Origin of the sequence: Clostridium neuense, assembly GCF_045310695.1 — a bacterium.
Lineage (GTDB): Bacteria > Bacillota > Clostridia > Clostridiales > Clostridiaceae > Clostridium_S > Clostridium_S neuense.
This window is the reverse complement of record NZ_JBJIAA010000006.1, coordinates 74,648-98,591: the sequence shown is the minus strand read 5'-3', so window position 1 is coordinate 98,591 and position 23,944 is coordinate 74,648. Positions and strand designations below refer to the sequence as shown.

The window sequence follows — 23,944 nt, the reverse complement described above, 5'->3', positions numbered from 1 at the left end:
ATTTTTACTTCGCTCACACGGTGGTACAAGGAAAAAATTCCTCCGCACCTACGGAATTTTAGGTATGAATTTTTGTAACTAATTAAATTTTTATTTAATACTTAGTGATGCATTTGTTTTTTGTAAAATTAAAGGGGAAGGAAGGTTAAACAATGCCTGTTTTAAATTATGAATTTGATACTTTAAAAGTAAGAGGAGGATACAATCCTAAGGAGCATAATAATGCAGTTTCTGTTCCTATATATGCTACGACGTCTTTTGAATTTAGAGGTACGGAAAGGGCAAAAAAACTTATAGGTTTTACCGAATTTGGATATGTGTATTCTAGAGTTGGAAATCCAACAGTTGGTGTTTTGGAACAAAGAATAGCGAGTCTTCATGATGCAGCGGCAGCAATAGCAGTTGGTTCTGGAATGGCAGCAATAACATACGCTTTGTTAAATGTAGCAGAAAAGGGTGGGAGAATATTAGCTACTTCGGAACTTTATGGTGGAACTGTTGATGGTTTTAAAAAGGTGTTTCCGAATTACGGAATCAAGATAGATATAGTAAATAATTCCAAAGATCCAGAACAGTTTAGAAAGGCTATTAAAGCTGATACGAAAGCTATATATGTTGAGAGTATAAGTAATCCTAATGCAATTCTTGTTGATATTGAGGCCATAGCTAATATAGCACATGAAAATGGAATTCCTTTAATTGTGGACAATACTTTAGCTACACCATATCTTTTGAATCCAATTAAGTATGGTGCAGACATTGTAATTTATTCGGCTACAAAAGCACTAAGTGGACATGGAAATGTAATTGCTGGGCTCATAGTTGAGAGTGGTAAGTTTAATTTTAAAAGCGACAAATTTCCACAGTTTTTAGAAACTTACCATATACTTAGGGATTCAAGTGGAAATCCTAGAAGTTTTGTAGATGTTTTTCCTGAGTTCCCTTTTACAGCTAGAGTTCGATCAAATTATTTGGCATATTATGGGGCAACATTAGGCGCTTTTGATGCATATCTTGTTTTGTTAGGAATTGAAACTCTTTCAGAAAGAGTAAAAAAACAGGTTTCTAATGCAGAAAAGATAGTTAAGTATCTTGAAACAAAGAAAGAAGTAGCATGGGTTAAGTATCCGACAGCTAAAGAAAGTCCATATAAAAAGCTTAAGGATAAATATTTACCTAAAGGAGCAGGATCTACCTTTTCCTTCGGTATAGATGGTACACTTGAGCAAATTGATAAATTTATTGATTCTCTTAAAATATTTAGCTATCAAGCCAATATTGGAGATGCAAGATCATTAATAGTAAATCCACCTAAAACAACTCACAGTGAGCTTACACCAGAGGAGCAAAAGCTAGCTGGTATACCGCCTGAAACAATTAGACTTTCATTAGGCTTAGAAGATGAAAATGACTTAATTGAAGACTTAGAACAAGCGTTTAGAAAAGTATTTTTATAGATGCGGCTGAAAACTTAAAATGAAAGGGGGATATGAGTATGGGCTATAAAATAGCTGTAGGAAGCAGTGATGGTGTATATATTGACGAACATTTTGCTACTGCTTTGCAATTTTTAATATATGAAGTAGATGGAGATAATTATGAATTTATAGAAAAAAGAGTCAATGAAGAACTATGTGAATGCAGCAGGTACCATGAAAATAAATTTGCTCCACTTATTGAAAAAATTAAAGATTGTAGAGTACTTTTGGTTGGAAAGATAGGTTACGGTGCAGCAGCAGTACTTCAAGAAAATGGCATTGATTCTTACGGTATTTGTGAATCAGTTGACGTGGCTTTGGATAAGATTGTTAAGTATTATGGTAAGCTAAATAATTGAAAATATGTTAAATTAAAATAATTCAAAAAATGTATTGACATAGAAGATAGAAATGATATAATTAAGACTATAAATTATATCATCATTCCTATCTGAATGGTAGGAATACAAATTAAATAAATTGTCTGGAATCTTATCAAGAGAGGCGGAGGGACTGGCCCGATGAAACCCAACAACCAGCATTTTTCATTTGAATGCATGGTGTTAATTCCTGCAAAAGTAAGTTTTGAGAGATAAGAGGATGTTTAAACTTAAGCTAATATAGTAAGTTAGTCCTCTTCGTATTGAAGGGGGCTTTTGTTTTATGAAAATACGTAATAGATAAATAACTTGAAAATTGCAGATTCTAAATTTATGCCAGCAAACTAGGGTTTGACTTAGAGTACAGTGAAGGATGATTTTTCTCCGCTATGCTTTGAAAAAATCTAAAATTTAATGCTTGTGCATGGCATAAAATACAGTATTCAGCACAGCTGAGCCTATTAAGTTCTAAGATTTACCTTAGAGAAACGAAAGGTAAATTTACATTCACTGCACTCTGTGCTCTGTCAGTTGTACTTTGAGTCAACTTCAAGTTTGTAGGGATAAAGTTGGTATTATAAAGTTCAATCTTTCAGCTTCATTATTTATAAATAAATTGGGGGTAGAATATTATGAATGATAAGAATATTCGTATAATTAAGAATAATGAGATAAAAAATTATACGGATAAGATTTCAGAATTGTTAAAGGACATAAAGTATGGCTCTATAACTTTAGTTATTCAAGATGGGGTAGTAATACAAATAGAAACCAGTGAAAAAATAAGACTTAAATAAAAATTTAAATTTTTTAATAAATAAGGGGGACATATCATGAAAAAAGTATTTATAAAATCAACTTTAGCAGTTTTATTTGCAGCAATAGTTTTTACAGGATGTGGTAAGAGTACTACTACAGAAAATAAGGGTGAAAACAAAACTTTGAAGATAGGAGCTGTGACAACGCCACATGCAGAAATATTAAATTTTGTAAAACCTAAATTAAAAAAAGAAGGTATAGATTTAAAAATTGAAGTTTTTGATGATTCATCACAATTAAATCCAGCACTTAATGATAAGCAAATTGATGCCAATTATTTTCAGCACAAACCATATTTGGATTCAGTAGCTAGTGAAAAAGGATACAATTTTGCAGTAGCAGGAAACATTCATGTAGAACCAATAGGATTTTATTCTAAAAAGATTAAAAAAACAAGTGAACTTAAAGATGGAGCCACAATTGCTATACCTAATGATGCCTCTAATGAATATAGAGTATTAATCCTTTTACAGAAGCAAGGATTAATTAAAGTTAAAAAGACTATTTCAAGTAAAAGTGCGACTATAAATGATATAGCTGAAAATCCTAAACATTTAAAATTTAAAGAAATTGATGCTTATCAAATTCCTAGAATATTAGGAGACGTAGATGGAGGAGTTATAAATACAAATATTGTTCTTCAATCAAAAATAGATCCTAATAGTGCAATATTCAGGGAAGACAAGGATTCACCTTATGCTAACATAATTGTAGTTAGAAAAGGTGATGAAAATAAAGAGGTTATAAAGAAACTTGTAAAAGCTCTTCAATCTGAAGATGTTAGAAAATTTATCAATGAAAAATACAAAGGCTCTGTAGTTCCGGCATTTTAATATAAAGCCTATAGAGTAAACAAAGTCTAATATTTAATGAAAAGTAAGGTGAAATTTATATGATAAGTATAAAGAATTTAGGTAAAAGTTTTAACACTCCTTATGGTAAGGTTGAAGTTTTAAAAGGCATTAATCTAGAAATAAAAAAAGGAGATATATTTGGAATAATAGGGTTTAGTGGTGCTGGAAAATCAACTATGGTAAGATGCTTGAATTTACTTGAGAAACCAGATGAGGGTACTATTACAATCGGGGATAAGGATATGACAAAGCTTAATAAAAAAGAGCTTAGAAAAGCAAGAGAAAAAATTGGAATGATATTTCAACAGTTTAATTTGTTTGATTCTAAAACAGTTTTTGATAACGTGGCATTTCCGCTTAAAGTAGCTGGATATCCTAAAAACAAGATAAATGAAAGAGTACACGAAATACTTGAACTTGTTGAATTAAAAGACAAAGAAAAGGCTCATCCAGCTCAATTAAGTGGTGGACAAAAACAAAGGGTTGGTATAGCAAGAGCACTAGCAAATAATCCAGATGTTTTACTTAGTGATGAGGCTACTTCTGCATTAGATCCGCAGACAACTTATTCTATTCTTGAATTACTTAAAAATATAAATAAAAAACTTAACCTTACTATAGTTTTGATTACTCATGAGCTTGATGTTGTAAAGTATTGCTGCAATAATGTTGCGGTTATTGAAAGAGGAGTAATCATGGAAGAAGGTTCAACAGATGAGGTGTTCTTAAATCCTCAAAGTGATACAGCAAAGGTGTTTATTGATATAACAAATAATCTCCAAATTAGTAAGGAAAAAGAGGTGACTGCTGTATGAACGACGTTATGTTCGATGTTATAAAACAGGCTTTAGGGGAAACAATTTATATGTCACTGGTAACTAGCGTGTTTACCTTTATAATAGGTACTATTTTGGGTGTCATATTAGTAGTTACAGAAAAGGGGAATATACTACAGGCAGCTAGGTTTAATAAACTTTTTGGCACAGTAATAAATATAATAAGATCTTTTCCAACGATGATTTTAATAGTAGTGCTGCTTCCATTATCACGTTTTCTTGTTGGAACAACCATAGGTGCAAATGCAGCAATAGTTCCTCTTGTTATAGGGCTTGCACCGTTTTTAGCAAGAATGGTTGAAAATAATATAAAGGAAGTTGATCATGGTAAAATTGAAGCGGCTATATCAATGGGAACTAAATCTATTACTATAATAACAAGAGTTCTTATACCAGAAGCACTTCCATCGTTGATTAGAAGTTATACCCTGTGCATAATAACTGTTATTGGAAGCACGACGCTTGCAGGAGCTATAGGTGCTGGAGGTTTAGGCAGTGTTGCATTGAGATATGGTTATGAAAGGTTTGAAACTAGTTACATGATTACAACTGTGGTTATACTAGTGGTTTTAGTTCAAGTCATACAAATAATTGGTGATATCATTGCAAAATTAATAATTAAAAAGAGATTCAAATTTAGTTAATAGTACGTATGCTGACTGGAAAACCAGAGGCTTTAGATAGACTAGTGTTTATCTAAAGCTTTTTTTGCATGTGTAAGATTTAAATAAAGAAAGGACGGAAGTTTATGCCAGGAATAAATGATATAAAAAACCATGATAAGTTTTCAAAATTATCTAATATACATCCTTGTATGGGGGGAAAAGCTCATATGAAATTTGGAAGACTTCATTTACCAGTAAGTCCAACTTGTAATATTCAGTGTAAATTTTGCAAAAGGGATTATAACAATAATGATGAAAATAGACCAGGAGTTGCAAATGGGATATTAGCTCCAAAGGATGCTGTTAAAACAGTAAAAAGGGCTCTTGAACTTTGTCCAGACATAACTGTAGTTGGTATAGCTGGACCTGGGGATACTCTTGCTACAGGTTATGCAATTGAAGCATTTAAGCTAGTAAATGAAGCTTATCCAGAACTTATAAAATGCCTGAGTACTAATGGACTTTTACTTGAAAGATATGCAGCTGAACTTTACGCGGTTGGAGTAAGTACTATAACGGTAACAGTAAATGCTGTAGATCCTAAAATTCAAAGTAAGATAATATCTTATATTGAACTCGAGGGCAAAAAGTATTATGGCGAAGAGGCCGCAAGTATTTTAATAGCTGCACAACTTAGAGGAATTAAGAAGATAAGTGATTTTGGTATAGTTGTAAAAGTTAATACGGTACTTGTCCCGGGAATTAATGAGAAGCATATTGAAGAAACCGCTAAAATGGTTAAGGAAGCTGGAGCAACCTTATATAATATAATTCCCCTAATACCCCAATATGAGCTTAAAGATGTTCCAGCACCTACTTGTTTTGAATTGGATGCAGCAAGAGCGAAAGCAGAGAAATATCTTGAAGTATTTAGGCATTGTAAGCACTGTCGTGCAGATGCTTGTGGAATACCAGGTCAAAAAGATCTTTCTAGTGAATTATATGGAACTAGGAATAACCTTGAAACTTTTTCACATGGTTAAAAATAAAAGATGTTAAAAGAAATATCAAGCGGTTATTTATGGAAAAGGTAGAATTGAAAACTCAACAACAACTTTTAATATAAGTGTAGCTTTATTATAACAAGATCATCTAAGGGTTATAACTCTGCTATTATATCTCCTAGGTGATCTAAATCGTAATTTCCAATTCCCTCGAGTTCTAATTTAAAGGAATTTGAGCGAAGTATATCTATGATTGCTTTAAATTCTGGTTTATCCATATCTTGTTTTTTAAGTACCAAATCATAACTTTCCTTTTGAAGTGGTATGAAATCAATATTTTTTATTTGAAGTCCGGTTTTTTCATTTCCTATAGCAAAATCTGCACCATGTCTAGATATAATACTTGCAACTGCAAGATGAGAAAGACATTCTCTATCATACCCATTTATTGAATTCCCATCGATATTAAGAAGTCTCAAATGTTCATCTAAAAGAATTCTAGTTCCGCAGCCCTTTTCACGATTAACCATAATAATATCTTTTCTTTTTAAATCTTCCCAACTTTTAATTTCTTTTGGATTTCCAGCTGCAACATAAAAACCTTGCATTCTATAGGCTAAATGGATTATTACAGTAGGGATCCCAGGAAGAAGTCTTCTAACAAATGGAATATTATATTCTCCAGTATCTCCATCCCAAAGATGTGCTGTTGCAACTTGCACTTTATCTAGGTAAAGGGAAAGTAATCCGTTATAGCTTCCAACATAGGAACGAAGAGCGCGAACGCCTTGAGGATGAACTTGAAGATAACGTGATAATACATCGAGAAGAATGTCTTGTCCACAAATTATAAAATTATTTTTGTGATATTCTTCATCAAGTGGTAAAAGGTTGTTTGAAAATGACGAATAAATATCTTCGTTTAGCTGATTAGGCTGTTTTTTATCTTGATATCTAGCTTTATAGTCTTCTATATCTTGTAAATCTATTCTGATTTTTTTCCCGACTCTATAGCAATTTAGTTCACCTCTTTTAATTAATTCATAAACAGTATTTTTGGATATACGAAGAATTTTTGACACGTCCAAAGGAGTTAAAGTTCTATCCTCCATAATATTCAACCCTCCTTAAACATATTTTAGAAAATATAAAAATATAATACAATTTTATTATAAAGTTGATAGAAATACAACTATATAAGTAATATAATGATAATTTTGCTGCTGTAGAATTATTATATTTTAGTTTACATAATGATATTTTTTTTGTTCTTATAAAATTTATACAAATTTGTGTATAAGACATTAAAACATAACTTGGATTTAAGTAAAGCAATAAAAACATGTTAAATGAGCTTAAATATGATATAACAACACAACAAGTGACGCATGATTAAATTTTTGTAATTACATAACTTAACATAAATTGTATAAAATATGCATTACATGATTCACTATAAAATATTGAGATTTATAACAAATTATTAAATATAAAGTTTAAACGTTAATAATTTTTAAATATAAAACATTAAAATTTGATAAAATATCAAAGAAATATTGACTTTAAATGCAATCTTGATATATTATATAAATAATTAAATTTACATTAATTGAATTTAATTACATTTATTTTAAAGGGAGGAAATTAAATGAGACAGGTAGCTATTTATGGAAAAGGTGGTATTGGTAAATCCACTACTACACAAAATCTTACTGCTGGACTTGCAGAAATGGGTAAAAAAGTAATGGTAGTGGGTTGTGATCCAAAAGCTGATTCAACAAGATTACTTTTAGGAGGATTAGCACAGAAAACAGTTCTTGATACTTTAAGAGAGGAAGGAGAGGATGTAGATTTAAGCACAATAATGAAAACTGGATTTGGAAATATTAAATGTGTTGAGTCAGGTGGACCAGAACCAGGAGTTGGATGTGCAGGCAGAGGTATTATTACATCTATAAATATGCTTGAACAACTAGGTGCTTATGAGGATGATTTGGATTATGTTTTTTATGATGTTTTAGGTGATGTTGTATGCGGTGGTTTTGCAATGCCAATACGTGAGGGAAAAGCAAAGGAAATATATATAGTTGCAAGTGGTGAAATGATGGCAATGTATGCAGCTAATAATATATCAAAAGGTATAAGTAAATTTGCTAATTCAGGTGGAGTAAGACTTGGTGGTATTATATGTAACAGTAGAAAGGTTGAAAATGAAAAAGAACTTCTGGAGGCTTTTGCAAAGGAACTTGGAACACAGCTTATTTATTTTGTACCACGTAGTCATGAAGTACAAAAAGCAGAAATAAACAAACAAACAGTAATACAATTTAATCCTCAAGATGAACAAGCAGATGAATATAGATCACTAGCTAAAGCGATAGATGGAAATGATATGTTTGTAATACCAAAGCCAATGAAGCAGGAAAAATTAGAAGCTATACTTATGGAGCATGGATTATTGGAGTAATTATGAAAAAATATAAAAATAAAGTAAGCGCATCTCTTGGTTTTTAGCAGAATGAATAAGAGATACGCCGCAAAAGGATTAGAGTGTGCTTACTCTAATCAATATAGTTTAACATAAAAGAGGATGGTGTTCAACAATGTTAATGGTAAAAGCTATTATTAGACCAGAAAGAGTGGCTTCTGTACTTTCAGAACTGTGTGATGCTGGATTTCCGGCTGTGACTAAATACGAAGTTGCAGGAAGAGGTAAACAAAGGGGAATAAAGGTTGGAGAAATTTATTATGATGAAATACCTAAAGAGATGCTCATGATGGTTATAAATGATGAAGATAAAGATGATGTTATAAAGACAATAGCTAAAAATGCTAAAACTGGTGAAAAGGGAGCATTTGGTGATGGAAAAATATTTGTAAGTCCTGTTATTGAAGCATATACAGTCAGCTCTGGCACAAAATCGCTGTAGTCAGGAGGAATAGTATGAAAGAGGTTACTGCAATTATTAGAATGAATATGATTAATGCTACAAAAGCTGCTCTTTTAAAGAGTAAATTTCCATCATTTACTTGTAGAAAAGTAGTAGGAAGAGGGAAAAAGAAGGTTAGGTTTTTAATGATAGATGATGAGTCTATTGAAAGTAAGGCAGTTGAAGATAAAAAGTTTGTAGAGGATATATCTGAAATGCACAGGCTTGTGCCTAAAAGAATGCTTACTATACTGGTTAAGGATGAGGAGGTTCAGGAACTTGTTGAACTTATAATTGATGTAAATAGAACATCAAATCCAGGAGATGGAAAGATATTTGTGTCAGATGTAACTGATGTATATAGAATTAGGACAGGAGAAGTGGGAGAAGAGGCTCTATAAATAGTAAAAGAGGTGAAATTAACATTATGGAAAATGGTATGAAAAAAGTTGTGGATATTGCCCTTGAAAAATATCCAGCTAAAGCTTATAAAAGTAGAAAAACTCATATTGTAATAAAAACAAAGGAAAATCCAAGTCCAGAGATTAATGCAAATGTAAGGACAGTTCCAGGAGTAATTACTTCAAGGGGCTGCTGCTATGCAGGTTGTAAAGGAGTTGTTATGGGACCAATAAAAGATATGGTACACATAACTCATGGACCTATTGGATGTGCGTTTTACACTTGGGGAGGAAGAAGATCTAAAGCTAAAGCTGAAGATGGTGGACAAAATTTCTTTGAATATGTTTTTTCAACTGATATGCAAGAAAGCGATATAGTTTTTGGAGGAGTCACTAAGCTGAGAAATGCAATAAAAGAAGCTGTTGAAATTTTTCATCCTAAGGCTATAGGAATTTATGCTACATGTCCTGTTGGCCTTATAGGCGATGATATAAATGCAGTAGCTCAGGAAGCTAAAAAATTATATGGAATTAATGTTCTTGCCTTTAGTTGTGAAGGATACAGAGGAGTAACTCAATCTGCAGGACATCATATTGCAAATAATACAGTTATGAAAGAAATAATTGGAACAGGGACCTGGAAGCATGAGAAATATTCAATAAATATATTAGGAGAGTATAACATAGGCGGAGATGCCTGGGAAATAGAGAGAGTCCTAAAAAAGATAGGATATACCATTGTAACAACATTAACAGGAGATGCAGGATATGAGCAAATTCAAAATGCTCATACGGCAGATGTGAATTTAGTTCAATGCCATAGATCTATAAATTATATTGCAGAAATGATGGAAACTAAGTATGGCATACCGTGGATTAAATGCAATTTTATAGGAATTCAAGGAACTATAGATACTTTAAGAGATTTAGCAAAGTTTTTTGATGATAAGGAAATTTATGATAGGACTGAAGAGGTTATAGCTGAAGAACTTTCAGAAATTGAAGGTGAAATGGAATACTATAAGCAAAAACTTCAAGGTAAGGTGGCTTGTTTGTTTGTAGGTGGATCTAGAGCACATACATATCAGGTGCTTTTAAAGGATCTTGGAATTAAAACTATATTAGCCGGTTATGAATTTGCTCATCGTGATGACTATGAAGGAAGAGAAGTTATTCCAACAATAAAGGTAGATGCTGATAGCAAGAACATTCCAGAGTTAATAATTCATCCCGATGAAGAAAAATTTAGAGTAATAATACCAAAGGAGAAAGCAGATGAACTTAGAAGCAAAGGTGTTCCAATTGAGTATTATGGTGGCATGATGAAAGAAATGGACGCAAATACCATTGTAGTTGATGATATGAATCACCACGAGATGGATACTTTTATAAAAAAGCTAAATCCAGATATGTTTTTAACAGGAGTGAAAGAAAAATATGTTATTGAAAAAATGGGAGTTTTATCAAGGCAGCTTCATTCCTATGATTATACTGGACCATATGCAGGCTTTAAAGGAGCAGTAATATTTGCAAGAGAACTTGCAGCAGGGGTTTATACACCAGCCTGGAGATATATTACTCCTCCGTGGAAAAAGGAAGCTTTAATAGAAGGAAAAGTAGTTGGAGGTGAAGAGTAATGCTAGATGTTACACCAAAAGAATTAGTGGATAGGAAATATCTAAGAATAAATCCAGCGAAAACCTGTCAGCCAGTAGGGGCAATGTACGCAGCATTAGGAATCCATAATTGCCTTCCGCACAGCCATGGTTCACAGGGATGTTGTTCTTATCATAGAACAGTACTTTCGAGGCATTTTAAAGAACCAGCAATGGCAGCCTCAAGCTCTTTTACAGAAGGTGCCAGTGTTTTTGGTGGAGGTGCCAATGTAAAAACTGCAGTTAAAAATATATTTGCACTTTATAATCCTGATATTATAGCAATTCATACAACCTGTCTTTCAGAGACTATAGGGGATGATTTGCCAACTTATATAAGAGAGATGGATATACCAGAAGGTAAGATAGTTATCCATGCAAATACACCAAGTTATATAGGCTCTCATGTTACTGGTTTTTCAAACATGGTAAAAGGAATGGTGCATTATCTTTCTAAAAGCACTGGAAACAAGAATGGTAAGGTTAATATAATACCTGGTTTTGTAAGTCCAGCAGATATGAAGGAAATGAAGAGGATATTTAATGTTATGTGTATTCCTTATATTATGTTTCCAGATACAAGCGGTGTATTTGATACACCTAATACTGGAAAGTTTAATATGTTTCCAAAGGGAGGGGCCACAATCGAAGATATAACGGATGCAGGAAATTCAGATACTACCTTTGCCTTTGGAAGTTATGCATCAGAGCTTGGTGCTAAGACTTTAGAGAAAAAGTGTAAGGTGCCTTTTAAAACTCTTAAAACTCCTATTGGAATAGATGCAATGGATGAACTTTTAATGGTTTTAGCTAAATATACAGGACAAGAGGTACCAGAAGAGCTTGAAATTGAAAGAGGACAATTAGTTGATTTAATGCTGGATAGCTATCAGTATTTTCATGGTAAAAAGGTGGCAATAGTTGGTGATCCAGATATAGTTATTTCGCTCACTCAATTTACAATAGCCTTGGGAATGATACCTAAGTATGTAATAACTGGAACTCCAGGACAAGAGTTTGAAAATGTAGTTAAAAGAATGATTAAAGAATCAGAAGTTGAGGAGGAGTGCACGGTTAAGGCTGAAAGTGATTTTTTTGAAATACATCAATGGATAAAAAATGAAGGTGTAGATTTGCTTATGTCTAATACCTATGGAAAATTCATAGCTAGAGCGGAGGATATCCCTTTTGTCCGTTTTGGATTTCCTATAATGGATAGATATGGACATCAGTATACGCCTATGGTTGGATATACTGGTGCTATAAAATTAGTAGAAGCAATGTGTAATGCTATGCTGGATAAAATTGAAAGAGAATGTAGTGAAGAGGATTTTGAAGTAGTTAGATAAAGTTTTTAAAGGTAGAGAGGATTTTTAATTGAAAAGATATTGAAAGTACTCTCTGCCACTATTATATAGGAGGAGGTTATATTTATGGAGGTAGAATCACAGGTTTTAGATGAAAGGAAAGAATTTGTTTGCTACAATTCTAAAAATGAGTCTTCAAGGCTTAGATGTGATGAAAATAGTGTATCGGGTGCAGTAAGTCAAAGAGCTTGTGTTTATTGCGGTGCAAGGGTTGTACTGAATCCTATAACAGATGCTTTTCATTTAATTCATGGACCTATTGGCTGTGCAAGCTATACTTGGGATTTACGAGGAAGTTTAACAAGTGGTTCTGAGATATTTAGAAATAGCTATTCTACAGATTTAAGCGAAACAGATGTAATATTTGGTGGAGAAAAAAAGCTCACGGCAGCAATAGATGAAATTGTGGAGAAATTTAATCCAAAAGTAATTTTTGTTTATGCAACCTGCATTGTTGGAATTATTGGAGATGATATAGATGCAGTATGTAAAAAAGCTGAAGAAAAATACTCTTTAAGAGTTATACCAGTAAAATCACCTGGCTTTTCTGGAAATAAAGCAAGTGGATATAGGGCCGCTTGCAATGCAATTTTAAAGCTTATAGGCAATAAAAAAAGTAAAAATAAGATTAATGGTATTAATTATCTTGGAGATTTCAATTTAGCAGGAGAAATTTGGGTGGTCCAAAGCTATTTAAAGAGAATAGGTATTGAAGTTGTAGCTAAAATTACTGGTGATGGCAAATATGATGAGCTTATAAAAGCACCTGAGGCCAAATTAAATATAGTTCAATGTGCTGGTTCTATGGAATACCTGGGAAAAAAGATGGAGGAAATTTACGACATACCATACATTAGAGTTAGTTTTCTTGGAATAGCCGATACTGAAAATTCCCTTCTTCAAATTGCAAGTATTTTGGGAGATGAAGATACAATAAAAAAAGCAGAAAAATTTATTGAAGCTGAAAAGGCAAAAATACAAAAGACAATTGAATATCATAGAAAAAGGCTTATTGGAAAAAAAGCGGCTATATATGTTGGAGGTGGCTATAAAGCAATATCTTTAATAAAACAATTTAATGAACTTGGCATTGAAACTGTAATGGTTGGAACTCAAACAGGAAAACCGAGGGATTATGAAATTATTAAGAACATAACTAAGGAAGGAACTGTAATATTGGATGATGCTAATCCTTATGAACTTGAAAAATTTATGCTTGAAAAAGGCGCAGATATACTTGTAGGTGGTGTTAAGGAAAGGCCTCTTGCATATAAGCTTGGAGTTGCATTTTGTGACCATAATCATGAAAGAAAGCATATTTTGTCTGGATTTGAGGGAGCAGTTAATTTTGCAGAAGAAATAGATTTGACAGTAAATAGCCCTGTCTGGAAATATGTATAAATGTAAGGGAGATGATTGAAATGGCAAATAAAAATATGGTTAATATAGATGTAAATCCATGCAAAATGTGTATGCCAATGGGTGGAGTTATGGCGTTCAAAGGAATTGAAAATAATATGATAATATTACATGGCTCACAAGGATGTAGTACATATATTAGAAGGCATATGGCAACACATTACAATGAACCTGTGGATATAGCATCTTCGGCCCTTACTGAAAATGGAACCGTATATGGTGGAGCTGAAAATTTAAAAAAGGGTTTAAAAAATATGATAAAGATGTATACTCCTTCAACTATAGGTGTTATGACAACTTGTCTTGCAGAAACTATAGGGGAAGATGTAAACAGAATAATATCTGAATTTTGTGAAGAAGAAAAAGAGATTGCAAAGGATATAAAAATTATATCAGTTCCTACTCCGGGTTATGGTGGTACACAATTTGAGGGATATTATTTGGCTTTAAGAAAAATAGTTGAAAAACTTTGTACTAAAAAATGTGTAAACTTTGGAGGTATAAATGTTATTTGTGCTAATTTAAATCCAGGAGATGTGAGAAATATAAAGGAAATATTGAATGGATTTGGAATGCAGTACACTATTTTACCTGATGTTTCGAATACACTAGATTCTCCTCATAACGATAAATATTTGAGAATACCCAAAGGGGGTACAAAGGTAGAGGATATAAAAAGAATGTCTGGTGCAATAGCAACTATTGAAATGGGGATGACAATAGATGAAGAAAAATCTCCTGGAGCTTATTTAAGAGACAGCTTTGGAGTTCCATTGTATAAATGCGGTATTCCTATAGGCATTAGAAATACGGAGGAATTTATTAAGTTAATATCTGAAGTAAGTGGTATATCAATTCCAAAAGAATTTATGATTCAGAGGGGAAGATATTTAGATGGTATGATAGATAATCATAAATATACTGGAAAAGCGAGAGTAATAATATATGGTGAGCCGGAACTTGCATTAGCAGCTGCTAGAACTTGCCTGGAAAATGGTGTACTTATAAAGCTTGTTGCATTGGGAGCAAAAAATAGCATAGTGAAATCTGAACTTATGAGTGAAATGAAAAGTCAAAAAGAAGCTGGAATAATTTTAGACGATACGGATTTTGACACTATAGAAGAATATGCAAAAAAGTTTAATGTGAATTTACTTATTGGAAATTCCGATGGCAGGAGAATGGCAAAAAGGCTTGGAATCAAAATAATAAGAATAGGATTTCCAGTTCATGATAGGGTAGGAGCTCAAAGAAAAATTATAACAGGATATAATGGTTCAGCTTCGTTTATAGATGATATAGCAAATTCAATGTTAGAAATAACAGAAAATACTTTTAGAAAGAAAGCTTTTGATAATTATTATGTTCCTACATTAAATTTAGAGAAGAATAAAAACTTACAAGACAAAACTTGTACTCATCCATGTTTTAGTGATGATGCACATAAGTTTGCAAGAATGCATATACCAGTTGCACCTAAATGCAATATAAGTTGTAACTACTGCAGCAGAAAATATGACTGTGTAAATGAGAGCAGACCAGGTGTTACTAGTGAGGTGTTATCGCCAGTTGAGGCTCTAGAAAAGTTTAAGTTAGTAAAATCAAAAATGAAAAATCTAACAGTATTAGGTATAGCAGGTCCAGGAGATGCACTTGCAAATTTTGAAGAAACCAAAAAAACCTTAAAGTTAATCAAGAAAGAAAGCCCGGAAATGACGTTCTGTTTATCAACTAATGGGCTTATGCTTCCCTTTTATGCTGATGAATTAATAAGTTTAGGAGTCTCGCATGTCACAGTTACTATAAATGCAGTTGATAAAAAAATTGGAGCTAAGGTATATAGAGAAGTAAATTATTTGGGAAATAAATATGTAGGCGAAGAAGGTGCAGAAATACTCCTTAATAATCAAATAACAGGACTTAAATATTTGTGCTCTAAGGGCATAGTTTGTAAAGTTAATATTGTAATGCTTAAAGGAATAAATGATCAACATATTAATGAGGTAGTAAGAAAGGTTAAAGCCTGCGGGGCATACATGACTAACATAATGCAGATGATTCCTGTAAAGGGGAGCGTGTTTGAGAAGCTTCCCTTGGTTACGAAAATGGAGATAGATCAAAAAAGAAAAGAATGTGAGGCTTATATAAAACAAATGTATCATTGTAGACAATGTAGGGCAGATGCTATTGGAACTCTAGCTCAAGATTGTTCAATAGATTTTAGAGGCATTACTTGCAGGGGAGAATGTCAAAGTGCCTACATGAAAGTTAAAGAAAAAGAAATTGAAACAAGCAGTAAAGTTTATAAATTTGCCATATCTTCAAGATCAGGAATTAATGTAGATCAACATTTTGGTCATGCTGCTGAATTTTATATTTACACATATAACAATGGTAAGATTAGATTTCTAGAGAAAAGGAATGTTGAGAAGTACTGCACAGGTATATTAAATTGCTATGATCATGAAGATAAAATTTCAAAGACAATTAAAGCAGTTAATGATTGCGATGCTGTTTTAGCGCTTAGGGTGGGATTAGAACCAAGAAAAAAGTTAGAAAAAGCAGGAATAAGGATTATAGAAATGTATGAACCCATAAATAATGGTGTGAAATTAGCGGTGGAAAAAATTCAATTAGAAAGTAGGGAAGGTGTAATAAATGATTAAAAATTTATTTATAAAAAAAAGAGGAATATGCTTTATTTCTAGCTTGCTTATTATAGTTTTCTTTACAAGTGCATGTTCTAGTGTAAGTTCTAAAGAACTTAATAAAACTAAAAAAAGTTCCAAAGAAAAGATAACTGTTCTTGCAGCGGCAAGTCTTACAGAAGCCTTCACAGAATTAGGAAATGATCTTGAGAAGGAAAAAAATATCAAATCATCTTTTAATTTTGCAGGTAGTCAACAGTTAGTAACTTTAATTGAACAGGGAGCACCTGCTGATGTATTTGCATCTGCAGATACTAAAAATATGGATAAGGTAGTAAGTGATAATAAGGTGGAAGGTAGTACCATATTTACAAAAAATCAATTAGTAATTGGTAAATACAAAAACAGTAAAATACAAGTTAGCTCATTAAAAGACTTAGCAAAGGATGGAGTGAAAATTGTAGTTGGAGATAAATCGGTACCCTGTGGTGCGTACTTTTATAAAGCAATCAGTAAGGCTGTTAGTGACAAGGTTATAGATGAAAATACCTACAATAAAATATTAAAAAATATTAAAAGCAGCGAATTAAATGTTAAAGACATTGTAAGTAAGGTTTCCATGGGAGAGGCTGATGTAGGAATAGTATATAAAACTGATATAAATACAAAAAATCAGGATAAAATTCAGGTTATAGCAGATGATGAATTTTCTAAGCTAAAGGTAGAATATCCTATAGCAGTCATAAGTTCATCTAAACATAAAAAAGCAGCTAAGAGCTTTATTAATTATCTTACTTCTAGTAAAGGAAAAAAACTGTTGGAGAAGTATGGATTCACGATAAAATAAGTTTTATTGGTAGGTGGTTTGGTATGGTTGAAGATGGTATAAAGTTAAGAAGAAAGTATACAAATGTGTTTGCAAAAGAAACTAGAAATAATTTTGTTATGGAGAGAATATTATTTCCTACCATGTGCTGCATGGCCGTGATTTATATTTTTTTACTTGTGTTTCCAATTTTATCGTTGATGAAATATGCTGGGGTATACAATATATTAAAAAATGTATGTAACACGGAAAACGTTAATTGTATACTCTTAAGTTTGGTGACCTCTCTAGTTTCTCTTGTAATAACCTTTCTTTTTGGTACTGCCACAGCTTTTTATATTGCGAATATATCTAATAATAAGATGGCAAAGTTACTTGATATTATAGTTGAAATTCCAATTGTACTGCCGCCAGCAGTTGCAGGAATTGCGCTGCTATTAACTTTTGGAAGCAATGGTTTTATAGGAAGGTTTTTATCACAATATAATATAGATATAGTGTTTACTCCTATAGCAGTAGTAATTGCACAGGTTTTTGTATCATCTGCGTTTTATGTTAGAGTTTTAAGGGATTCCATAAAAAGAGTGCCTGATGAGATTTTTGAAGCAACTTATGTTTTTGGTGCAGGTAAAGTTGAGACAAACATAAGAGTTATAATCCCAATGCTTAAAAATTCTATAATATCTGGACTTATATTAGCCTGGGTTAGATCAATGGGAGAATTTGGAGCAACTCTTATGTTTGCAGGTAACATATTAAATAAAACAAGGACTATTCCACTTGAGATATATACGCTTATGCAAAGTGATATAAAGACAGCTACTGCCTTTGCAGCAATATTGTATATATTGTCATTTTCTATGCTTGTTATAGTAAGAATGAATGAAAAGGAGGATAAATAGTGGCTATTATAGTTAATGGTAAGAAAAAAATGATAATAGATAGATCTATACCCGAAATAGTAAGAAAATTAAGTAAATTCCAAAGGGAAGATATTTTTAAGTTTATGCAATTGCTTACTGCATTTGGCATTGATATTATTGAAATTGATATGAAATCAGTTAATCAAGTAAATATACTACCTAAAAATATTAGCTATGCATATAGAGTAGAAGATGAGAAGGATGTTACTTTTATTAAAGATTATAATTTTAGGTATCTTATCATAAAGAATGATTTAGCTAAAAACATGAAAAATGATTTAATAACAAATATAAATAATTCAAAGATTATACTAGAGATAAATATTGAAAAAATTAATGATGATTTTTGGAGCGAAAATTATGAGGTCTTAAATAATTTTAATATAGCATGTATTAGAATTAATAATGTTGAAAAATATAACTTTAATAGTTGGAGCAAGTTTATAAAAAAGATAAAAAATGAATTTTCTGTGCTGATAGATTTTTGTCCTAAAAACCGATATTTTGCTGCAACAGGAATAGCCATAGAGTGTTGCTTAGATGGGGCCGATTTTATTACAACTGCATTTTACGGAGAAAAATATGGATTTGCAGCTTCAGAAGAAGTTATGCTTGCACTTAAGGTAATAAGAAATGGAGAAGTAATTGGTGACTCCAAATTACTATGTGAGATTAAAAAGGTGTATGAAAAGCTTGTAGATCAAGAGATTTTTCCAATGAAACCTGTACTTGGAGCGGATATCTTTAAATATGAATCTGGTATACATGTTGATGGAATAGAGAAGAATGCAAAAACTTATGAGCCATATAATCCATATGAAATAGGTTCAAAAAGGCAAATGTTTATTGGAAAGCACTCTGGAAAGAAAGCAGTTATTACTAAATTAAAGGAATTAAACATTAAATCTATAAATATTGATGTTGATGACCTTTTAAAAGAAATACGAAGTAAAAGTGTTAAATTAAGAAGAAATATTTTGGATGATGAGTTGATTAAATTGTATGAAAGCTCCATTGGTAAACATATAGAATGGGGGGGAAAATATGAGCATTAAAGTTGTTGATACAACATTAAGAGATGGTGAACAAAAAGCTGGTATAGCACTTGGAATAAATGAAAAGGTACAAATTGCGAAAATTCTTGATGATATGGGTATTTTTCAAATTGAAGCTGGTATAGCAGCTATGGGTGGGGATGAAAAAGAAAGTATAAGAAAAATAGTGAAATTGGGGCTTAAAAGCAAAATATCTTCCTGGAATAGAATGAATATTGAGGATATTAATGAATCTATGGACTGCTCTGTAGATATAATTCATATATCGGTTCCGGTATCTGATATACAAATTGAGGATAAGCTGAAAAAAAATAAGAGTTGGATTCTTGAAAATGTTGAAAAATGTGTTCAATATGCAGTAAGTAAAGGATATGAGGTAACTGTAGGATTGGAAGACGCTTCAAGAGCAGATATAAATTTTTTAATAGAAGTTTGTAGATTGATTTACAGTATTGGTGTTAAAAGAGTTAGATATGCGGATACTGTTGGTATTTTGTATCCAAGAAGGGTATTTCATCAAATAAACAAAATAAGAGAAGCTGTACCAATAGAAATAGAAGTTCATGCTCATAATGATTTTGGTATGGCAATAATAAATTCAATAGGAGCGTTAAAAGCTGGGGCTAAATATGTTGATTGTACTATTACTGGAATAGGTGAAAGAGCTGGTAATTGTGACTTTTTAGAGTTTGCAAAAACTATTTATGAGCTACTTGGTGAAAAAGTATATTTAAATGAGTTTAGTGATTTAAAGAATAAGGAAAATGTTATAAAGGGGATAATTGGATAAATAAATCTGATTAAGATTGTAATTTAAATAGTATATTTTTTATTTACAAATAGCAAAATTAATGTTAGCATATAGATAGTATTTATTTTTTAGTGCTGGGGGTGCCCTTTGTGGCTGAGAGAAGTTTTTAAAACTTTAACCCTTTGAACCTGATGCGGATAACACCGACGAAGGAAAGCTTAATTCACATGTAGAATGCATGAGCGCTATTTTAAAAGTAGCGCTCTTTATTTTTGCGTAAAATTAGAAGGGGTGCAATATGTTTGTTGATGCACATAATCACTTGGATTTTTTTAAGGATAAGGAAAAGTTAGAAAAAGCTCTTGACATTATTAAAGTAGATAACATAGTTACACTTGGATGTTCTATGGATATTCAGAGCTATAATTTTACTAAAAAGCTTAGTAAGGATAATAGAAATATAATACCTTGCTTTGGAATTCATCCTTGGGAAGCTCACAATAATTATAAAAATTTAGATTTGTTTGATGAATATATAAAAGAATGCAAAATTATTGGAGAAATAGGACTGGACTACTTTTGGATTAAAGAAAAAGAAAAGTATCCGCATATGAAGAGTGTTTTTGAATACTTTTTAAAAAAGGCTAGAAACTATAATAAAATTACAAATATACATACTAAAGGTGCAGAAGAGGAAATTCTTAACTATATAAAAAAGTATGGACTTAAAACACCTATAATACATTGGTATAGCGGAGATTTAGAAACTTTAAAAAAATTAATAGATTATGGCTGCTATTTTACTGTAAGTGTTGATATAGGATATTCAAAGCTTACACAGGAAATAGTTAAGCTTCTTCCACCTAATAGAATTTTGACAGAAACCGATGGACCAACTTCTTTAGAATGGGTAAATGGAAAGTATGGCTATCCAGATGAAGTGAAGAATATAGTAAATAAAATTTCAATCATAAAAAAATATAATTATGATGAAATTAAAAATAAAATTTTTAAAAATTTAAAAACCATATTAATGAAAGAGGGAATAGTAATATGAAAACAGTTAATGTTAGTTTACAAGTACTTCCAACAGTGCCAGAGGAGAGAATATATCCAGTAGTTGATAAGGTTATAGAATATATAAAATCAACTGGAGTTAAGCACATAGTTGGACCAATGGAAACTACTATGGAAGGTGACTTAGATGAACTTATGGAAATTGTAAAGAAAGCACAAACAATATGTGTTGAAGCAGGAGCCTCAAGAGTTGCATCTGTTGTAAAAATAGATTACAAACCTGAAGGGGTAACGATGGAGGAAAAAGTTGGCAAATATCAAAAATAAACTATATCCTATAATTACTTTGGTAGCTGCCTTGCTGCTTTGGCAAGTTATTGTAGATGTAAAAAATGTGCCAGCATATATAATTCCTTCACCCACAAGCATAGTTAAAACGCTTATAAGTGATTTTAAAGTTATAATGGATAATACAAAGGTAACAATATATGAATCAATTGTAGGTTTTGGTATATCAATAATTTTATCCTTTGTGCTAGCCGTACTTATGGATAGTTTTAAAATTGTTAGAAAATCACTCTATCCAATTTTAGTGATTTCTCAAACAATACCAACCATAGCAATTGCACCGCTGTTTATAATATGGTTTGGTTTTGGACCAATGCCTAAAATTATAGTTGTAATAATAACCTGCTTTTTCCCAATAGTAATAAGTCTTATAGATGGCTTTGAAAAAGTTGATAGAGATTATATTAATTTGTTTAGAACAATGAAAGCATCAAGGCTTCAAACCTTTTATCATTTAAAACTTCCATATGCCATGGTTAACTTGTTTTCTGGGCTTAAAATAGCTGCAACCTATATGGTAATGGCATCTGTTATAGGAGAGTGGCTTGGAGGAGACAGCGGCATAGGCGTTTATATGGTTAGAGCAAAAAGTGCCTATGCGCTTGATAAAGTTTTTGCAGCAATTATAGTTATAGTTTTAATAAGCATAATAATAATATACATTATAGATTTTATAAGCAAAAGATTAATACATTGGAAATAAGCGAAACTTAACTTATTCATTATGAAAAGACCGAATCTTAAGCAGTTTTTCATAATACATAAGTTAAAAGTTTCATTGATTTCACTATAAGGGAGAGATTCAAATTGAAAAAGAATAAGATAATATCATTGGTAACAGCTTTAGTAATGAGCACAGTAATCTTTTCAGGTTGTAGTACTACTAGCAGCACAAAGGAAAGTGCAAATAAGGCACTGGATAAAACTACAGTGATACTTGATTGGACACCTAACACAAATCATACAGGAATGTATGTAGCATTGAAAAAAGGATATTATAAAGCGCAGGGCTTAGATGTAAAAATTCAGCAGCCAGGAGATACAGCTGTTACTACACTTATAGCTACTGGAAAGGGAGACTTTGGCGTAAGCTATCAGGAGGATGTAACTTATGCACTTACTGGTGATTCACCGCTTCCTGTTAAGTCAATTGCTACTTTAATGGAACACAACACTTCGGGGTTTGCAGCTCCTAAAAGTAAAAATATAAAAAGCATTAAAGATGTCGAAGGAAAAGTATATGGTGGTTGGGGATCACCATCGGAGCAGGCAGTAATAAAAGCAATTATGGAGAAAAATGGAGCAGACTTTAGTAAACTTAAAATTGTAAATGCAGGAAATGATGATTTTTTTGCAGCAACAAAGAAAAACATAGATTTTGAATGGATTTTTGAAGGCTGGACAGGAATTGAAGCAAAGCTTAAGGGCATTGATTTAGACTATGTTGCTGTTAAGGATTTAGATCCAGCACTTGATTACTATACACCAATACTTATAACTAACAATAATATCATAAAACAAAATCCTGAAAAGGTAAAAAAATTCTTAAAAGCTACTGAAGAAGGATATCAGTATGCAATAAAAAATCCAGAAGAAAGTGCAAAAATACTTCGCTCATATGCTCCAGAAATAGATGAAAAGTTGGCAGTGGAAAGCCAAAAGTATATGACAACTCACTACATTGCAGATGCTCCAAAATGGGGAGTAGAAAAGGCAGAAGTATGGGATAGATATGCAAAATTCCTAAAGGATAAAGGATTAATTAAAAAGGAGCTAAATTCGAAAGATGCATTCACAAACGAATTCTTGCCAAAATAATGAGGTTATAAGCCTTAAAAATGTAACAAAAAGTTTTGATGGTAACATTATACTTAAGGATATTTCTATTGATGTAAATAGAGGAGAATTTGTTTCAATACTTGGACCAAGTGGCTGTGGAAAAAGCACATTGTTTAATATAATAACAGGGTTAATTGATAAAGACAGTGGAAATATTTCGGTGCTTGGAGATATAGGGTATATGCAGCAAAAGGATTTGTTACTTCCCTGGAAAACTATTATGGAAAATGTGGTACTTCCGCTTGATATAAAAGGAGTAAACAAGAAATCTTCAAGGGAAAAGGCAGCTAAGTATATTGAATTAATGGGGCTTTCTGGATATGAGAATAAATACCCTTATGAGCTTTCTGGAGGTATGAAGCAAAGAGCCAGCTTTCTTAGAACCTTTCTTTCTTCAGAGGAAATAATGCTTCTTGATGAACCTTTTGGTGCTCTAGATTCTATAACCAGAGAAAACTTGCAAAAGTGGATTTTAGATATGAAAAAAGCAGTGGAAAGGACAATACTTTTTATTACTCATGATATTGAGGAAGCTGTATTTTTGTCTGATAGTATATATGTCCTTGGTTCAAAACCGGGTGTTGTTAAAAAAAAGATTGACTTAGACTTTTATAAAAAAGATAAGGAAAAACGATTGTTTTCTTCTGAATTACTTAATTATAAAAAAGAAATAGTAAAACTGCTTTAAATCAAAATATTTTATATAGGAATGTATGAATCAAAATGTTTTAAATTTGATTCATACATTTTTTTTATAAAATAGATTAAAGTAAATTAAAAACAATATAT

24 protein-coding genes and 2 riboswitches are annotated in these 23,944 nt (G+C 31.8%); of the genes, 23 read left to right on the top strand and 1 reads right to left on the bottom strand.

The features are described from left to right. Window positions 1-152: 152 nt before the first annotated feature. From ACJDT4_RS08390 to ACJDT4_RS08360, 7 genes are all read left to right on the top strand, one after another. The gene (locus ACJDT4_RS08390; RefSeq protein WP_406787113.1) at window positions 153-1,457 is read left to right on the top strand and encodes an O-acetylhomoserine aminocarboxypropyltransferase/cysteine synthase family protein; all 1,305 of its coding nucleotides are present in this window, start codon (window positions 153-155) and stop codon (window positions 1,455-1,457) included. Window positions 1,458-1,495: 38 nt separating this feature from the next. Beyond that, on the top strand, window positions 1,496-1,837 hold the full coding sequence (locus tag ACJDT4_RS08385) for a NifB/NifX family molybdenum-iron cluster-binding protein (protein ID WP_406787112.1): 342 nt from the start codon (window positions 1,496-1,498) through the stop codon (window positions 1,835-1,837). Between the two features lie 130 nt (window positions 1,838-1,967). Beyond that, window positions 1,968-2,077, top strand: a riboswitch (SAM riboswitch). 413 nt (window positions 2,078-2,490) lie between these two features. Then, window positions 2,491-2,655: a YezD family protein gene (locus tag ACJDT4_RS08380; protein WP_406787111.1), complete on the top strand. Its 165-nt coding sequence runs from the start codon at window positions 2,491-2,493 to the stop codon at window positions 2,653-2,655. A gap of 36 nt (window positions 2,656-2,691) precedes the next feature. After that, window positions 2,692-3,510, top strand: a complete 819-nt coding sequence (locus tag ACJDT4_RS08375) for a MetQ/NlpA family ABC transporter substrate-binding protein (RefSeq protein ID WP_406787110.1) — start codon at window positions 2,692-2,694, stop codon at window positions 3,508-3,510. 59 nt (window positions 3,511-3,569) lie between these two features. Continuing rightward, a complete protein-coding gene (locus ACJDT4_RS08370; protein ID WP_406787109.1) occupies window positions 3,570-4,346 on the top strand; it encodes a methionine ABC transporter ATP-binding protein in 777 nt (258 codons plus the stop codon). Then, complete coding sequence (locus tag ACJDT4_RS08365) at window positions 4,343-5,011, top strand: methionine ABC transporter permease (protein WP_406787108.1); 669 nt, start codon at window positions 4,343-4,345, stop codon at window positions 5,009-5,011. The genes ACJDT4_RS08370 and ACJDT4_RS08365 overlap by 4 nt, the downstream gene beginning before the upstream one ends. A 104-nt stretch (window positions 5,012-5,115) precedes the next feature. Beyond that, window positions 5,116-6,015 carry a radical SAM protein gene (locus tag ACJDT4_RS08360; RefSeq protein WP_406787107.1) on the top strand — a complete coding sequence of 300 codons (900 nt, stop codon included), beginning with the start codon at window positions 5,116-5,118 and terminating at the stop codon, window positions 6,013-6,015. A gap of 116 nt (window positions 6,016-6,131) precedes the next feature. Here the strand turns inward: ACJDT4_RS08360 and ACJDT4_RS08355 are convergent, their stop codons facing one another. After that, the gene (locus ACJDT4_RS08355) at window positions 6,132-7,088 is read right to left on the bottom strand and encodes a substrate-binding domain-containing protein (protein ID WP_406787106.1); all 957 of its coding nucleotides are present in this window, start codon (window positions 7,086-7,088) and stop codon (window positions 6,132-6,134) included. Window positions 7,089-7,624: 536 nt separating this feature from the next. On the opposite strand from ACJDT4_RS08355, the gene nifH reads away from it, so the two are divergent. The 16 genes from nifH to ACJDT4_RS08275 all read left to right on the top strand — a co-directional run bounded on the left by nifH (window position 7,625) and on the right by ACJDT4_RS08275 (window position 23,843). Further along, window positions 7,625-8,443, top strand: a complete 819-nt coding sequence (gene nifH, locus ACJDT4_RS08350) for a nitrogenase iron protein (protein WP_406787105.1) — start codon at window positions 7,625-7,627, stop codon at window positions 8,441-8,443. 136 nt (window positions 8,444-8,579) lie between these two features. Further along, window positions 8,580-8,906: a P-II family nitrogen regulator gene (locus ACJDT4_RS08345; protein WP_406787104.1), complete on the top strand. Its 327-nt coding sequence runs from the start codon at window positions 8,580-8,582 to the stop codon at window positions 8,904-8,906. A 14-nt stretch (window positions 8,907-8,920) separates the two neighbouring features. After that, window positions 8,921-9,307 carry a P-II family nitrogen regulator gene (locus ACJDT4_RS08340; RefSeq protein ID WP_406787103.1) on the top strand — a complete coding sequence of 129 codons (387 nt, stop codon included), beginning with the start codon at window positions 8,921-8,923 and terminating at the stop codon, window positions 9,305-9,307. Between the two features lie 26 nt (window positions 9,308-9,333). Next, window positions 9,334-10,944 carry a nitrogenase molybdenum-iron protein alpha chain gene (gene nifD, locus ACJDT4_RS08335; protein ID WP_406787102.1) on the top strand — a complete coding sequence of 537 codons (1,611 nt, stop codon included), beginning with the start codon at window positions 9,334-9,336 and terminating at the stop codon, window positions 10,942-10,944. Next, the gene (gene nifK / locus ACJDT4_RS08330; RefSeq protein ID WP_406787101.1) at window positions 10,944-12,311 is read left to right on the top strand and encodes a nitrogenase molybdenum-iron protein subunit beta; all 1,368 of its coding nucleotides are present in this window, start codon (window positions 10,944-10,946) and stop codon (window positions 12,309-12,311) included. The genes nifD and nifK overlap by 1 nt, the downstream gene beginning before the upstream one ends. Window positions 12,312-12,395: 84 nt before the next feature. Then, complete coding sequence (gene nifE / locus ACJDT4_RS08325; RefSeq protein WP_406787100.1) at window positions 12,396-13,730, top strand: nitrogenase iron-molybdenum cofactor biosynthesis protein NifE; 1,335 nt, start codon at window positions 12,396-12,398, stop codon at window positions 13,728-13,730. A 20-nt stretch (window positions 13,731-13,750) separates the two neighbouring features. Continuing rightward, window positions 13,751-16,414, top strand: coding sequence for a nitrogenase cofactor biosynthesis protein NifB (gene nifB / locus ACJDT4_RS08320; protein ID WP_406787099.1), 2,664 nt, complete (start codon window positions 13,751-13,753; stop codon window positions 16,412-16,414). Continuing rightward, window positions 16,407-17,243, top strand: coding sequence for a molybdate ABC transporter substrate-binding protein (modA, locus tag ACJDT4_RS08315; protein WP_406787098.1), 837 nt, complete (start codon window positions 16,407-16,409; stop codon window positions 17,241-17,243). Before nifB ends, modA begins: the two co-directional genes overlap by 8 nt. A 23-nt stretch (window positions 17,244-17,266) precedes the next feature. After that, window positions 17,267-18,124: an ABC transporter permease gene (locus ACJDT4_RS08310; RefSeq protein WP_406787097.1), complete on the top strand. Its 858-nt coding sequence runs from the start codon at window positions 17,267-17,269 to the stop codon at window positions 18,122-18,124. Continuing rightward, the gene (locus ACJDT4_RS08305; RefSeq protein ID WP_406787096.1) at window positions 18,124-19,200 is read left to right on the top strand and encodes a homocitrate synthase/isopropylmalate synthase family protein; all 1,077 of its coding nucleotides are present in this window, start codon (window positions 18,124-18,126) and stop codon (window positions 19,198-19,200) included. Before ACJDT4_RS08310 ends, ACJDT4_RS08305 begins: the two co-directional genes overlap by 1 nt. After that, window positions 19,190-19,990 carry a beta/alpha barrel domain-containing protein gene (locus ACJDT4_RS08300; RefSeq protein WP_406787095.1) on the top strand — a complete coding sequence of 267 codons (801 nt, stop codon included), beginning with the start codon at window positions 19,190-19,192 and terminating at the stop codon, window positions 19,988-19,990. The genes ACJDT4_RS08305 and ACJDT4_RS08300 overlap by 11 nt, the downstream gene beginning before the upstream one ends. Before the next feature lie 87 nt (window positions 19,991-20,077). After that, window positions 20,078-20,183: riboswitch (TPP riboswitch) on the top strand. Between the two features lie 66 nt (window positions 20,184-20,249). Further along, complete coding sequence (locus tag ACJDT4_RS08295) at window positions 20,250-21,008, top strand: TatD family hydrolase (RefSeq protein WP_406787094.1); 759 nt, start codon at window positions 20,250-20,252, stop codon at window positions 21,006-21,008. Beyond that, window positions 21,005-21,295, top strand: a complete 291-nt coding sequence (locus ACJDT4_RS08290) for a thiamine-binding protein (protein WP_406787093.1) — start codon at window positions 21,005-21,007, stop codon at window positions 21,293-21,295. Before ACJDT4_RS08295 ends, ACJDT4_RS08290 begins: the two co-directional genes overlap by 4 nt. Then, window positions 21,276-22,019, top strand: a complete 744-nt coding sequence (locus tag ACJDT4_RS08285; protein ID WP_406787092.1) for an ABC transporter permease — start codon at window positions 21,276-21,278, stop codon at window positions 22,017-22,019. Before ACJDT4_RS08290 ends, ACJDT4_RS08285 begins: the two co-directional genes overlap by 20 nt. Window positions 22,020-22,123: 104 nt before the next feature. After that, window positions 22,124-23,134 carry an ABC transporter substrate-binding protein gene (locus ACJDT4_RS08280; protein ID WP_406787091.1) on the top strand — a complete coding sequence of 337 codons (1,011 nt, stop codon included), beginning with the start codon at window positions 22,124-22,126 and terminating at the stop codon, window positions 23,132-23,134. Beyond that, window positions 23,103-23,843, top strand: a complete 741-nt coding sequence (locus ACJDT4_RS08275) for an ABC transporter ATP-binding protein (protein WP_406787090.1) — start codon at window positions 23,103-23,105, stop codon at window positions 23,841-23,843. Before ACJDT4_RS08280 ends, ACJDT4_RS08275 begins: the two co-directional genes overlap by 32 nt. Window positions 23,844-23,944: the final 101 nt, after the last annotated feature.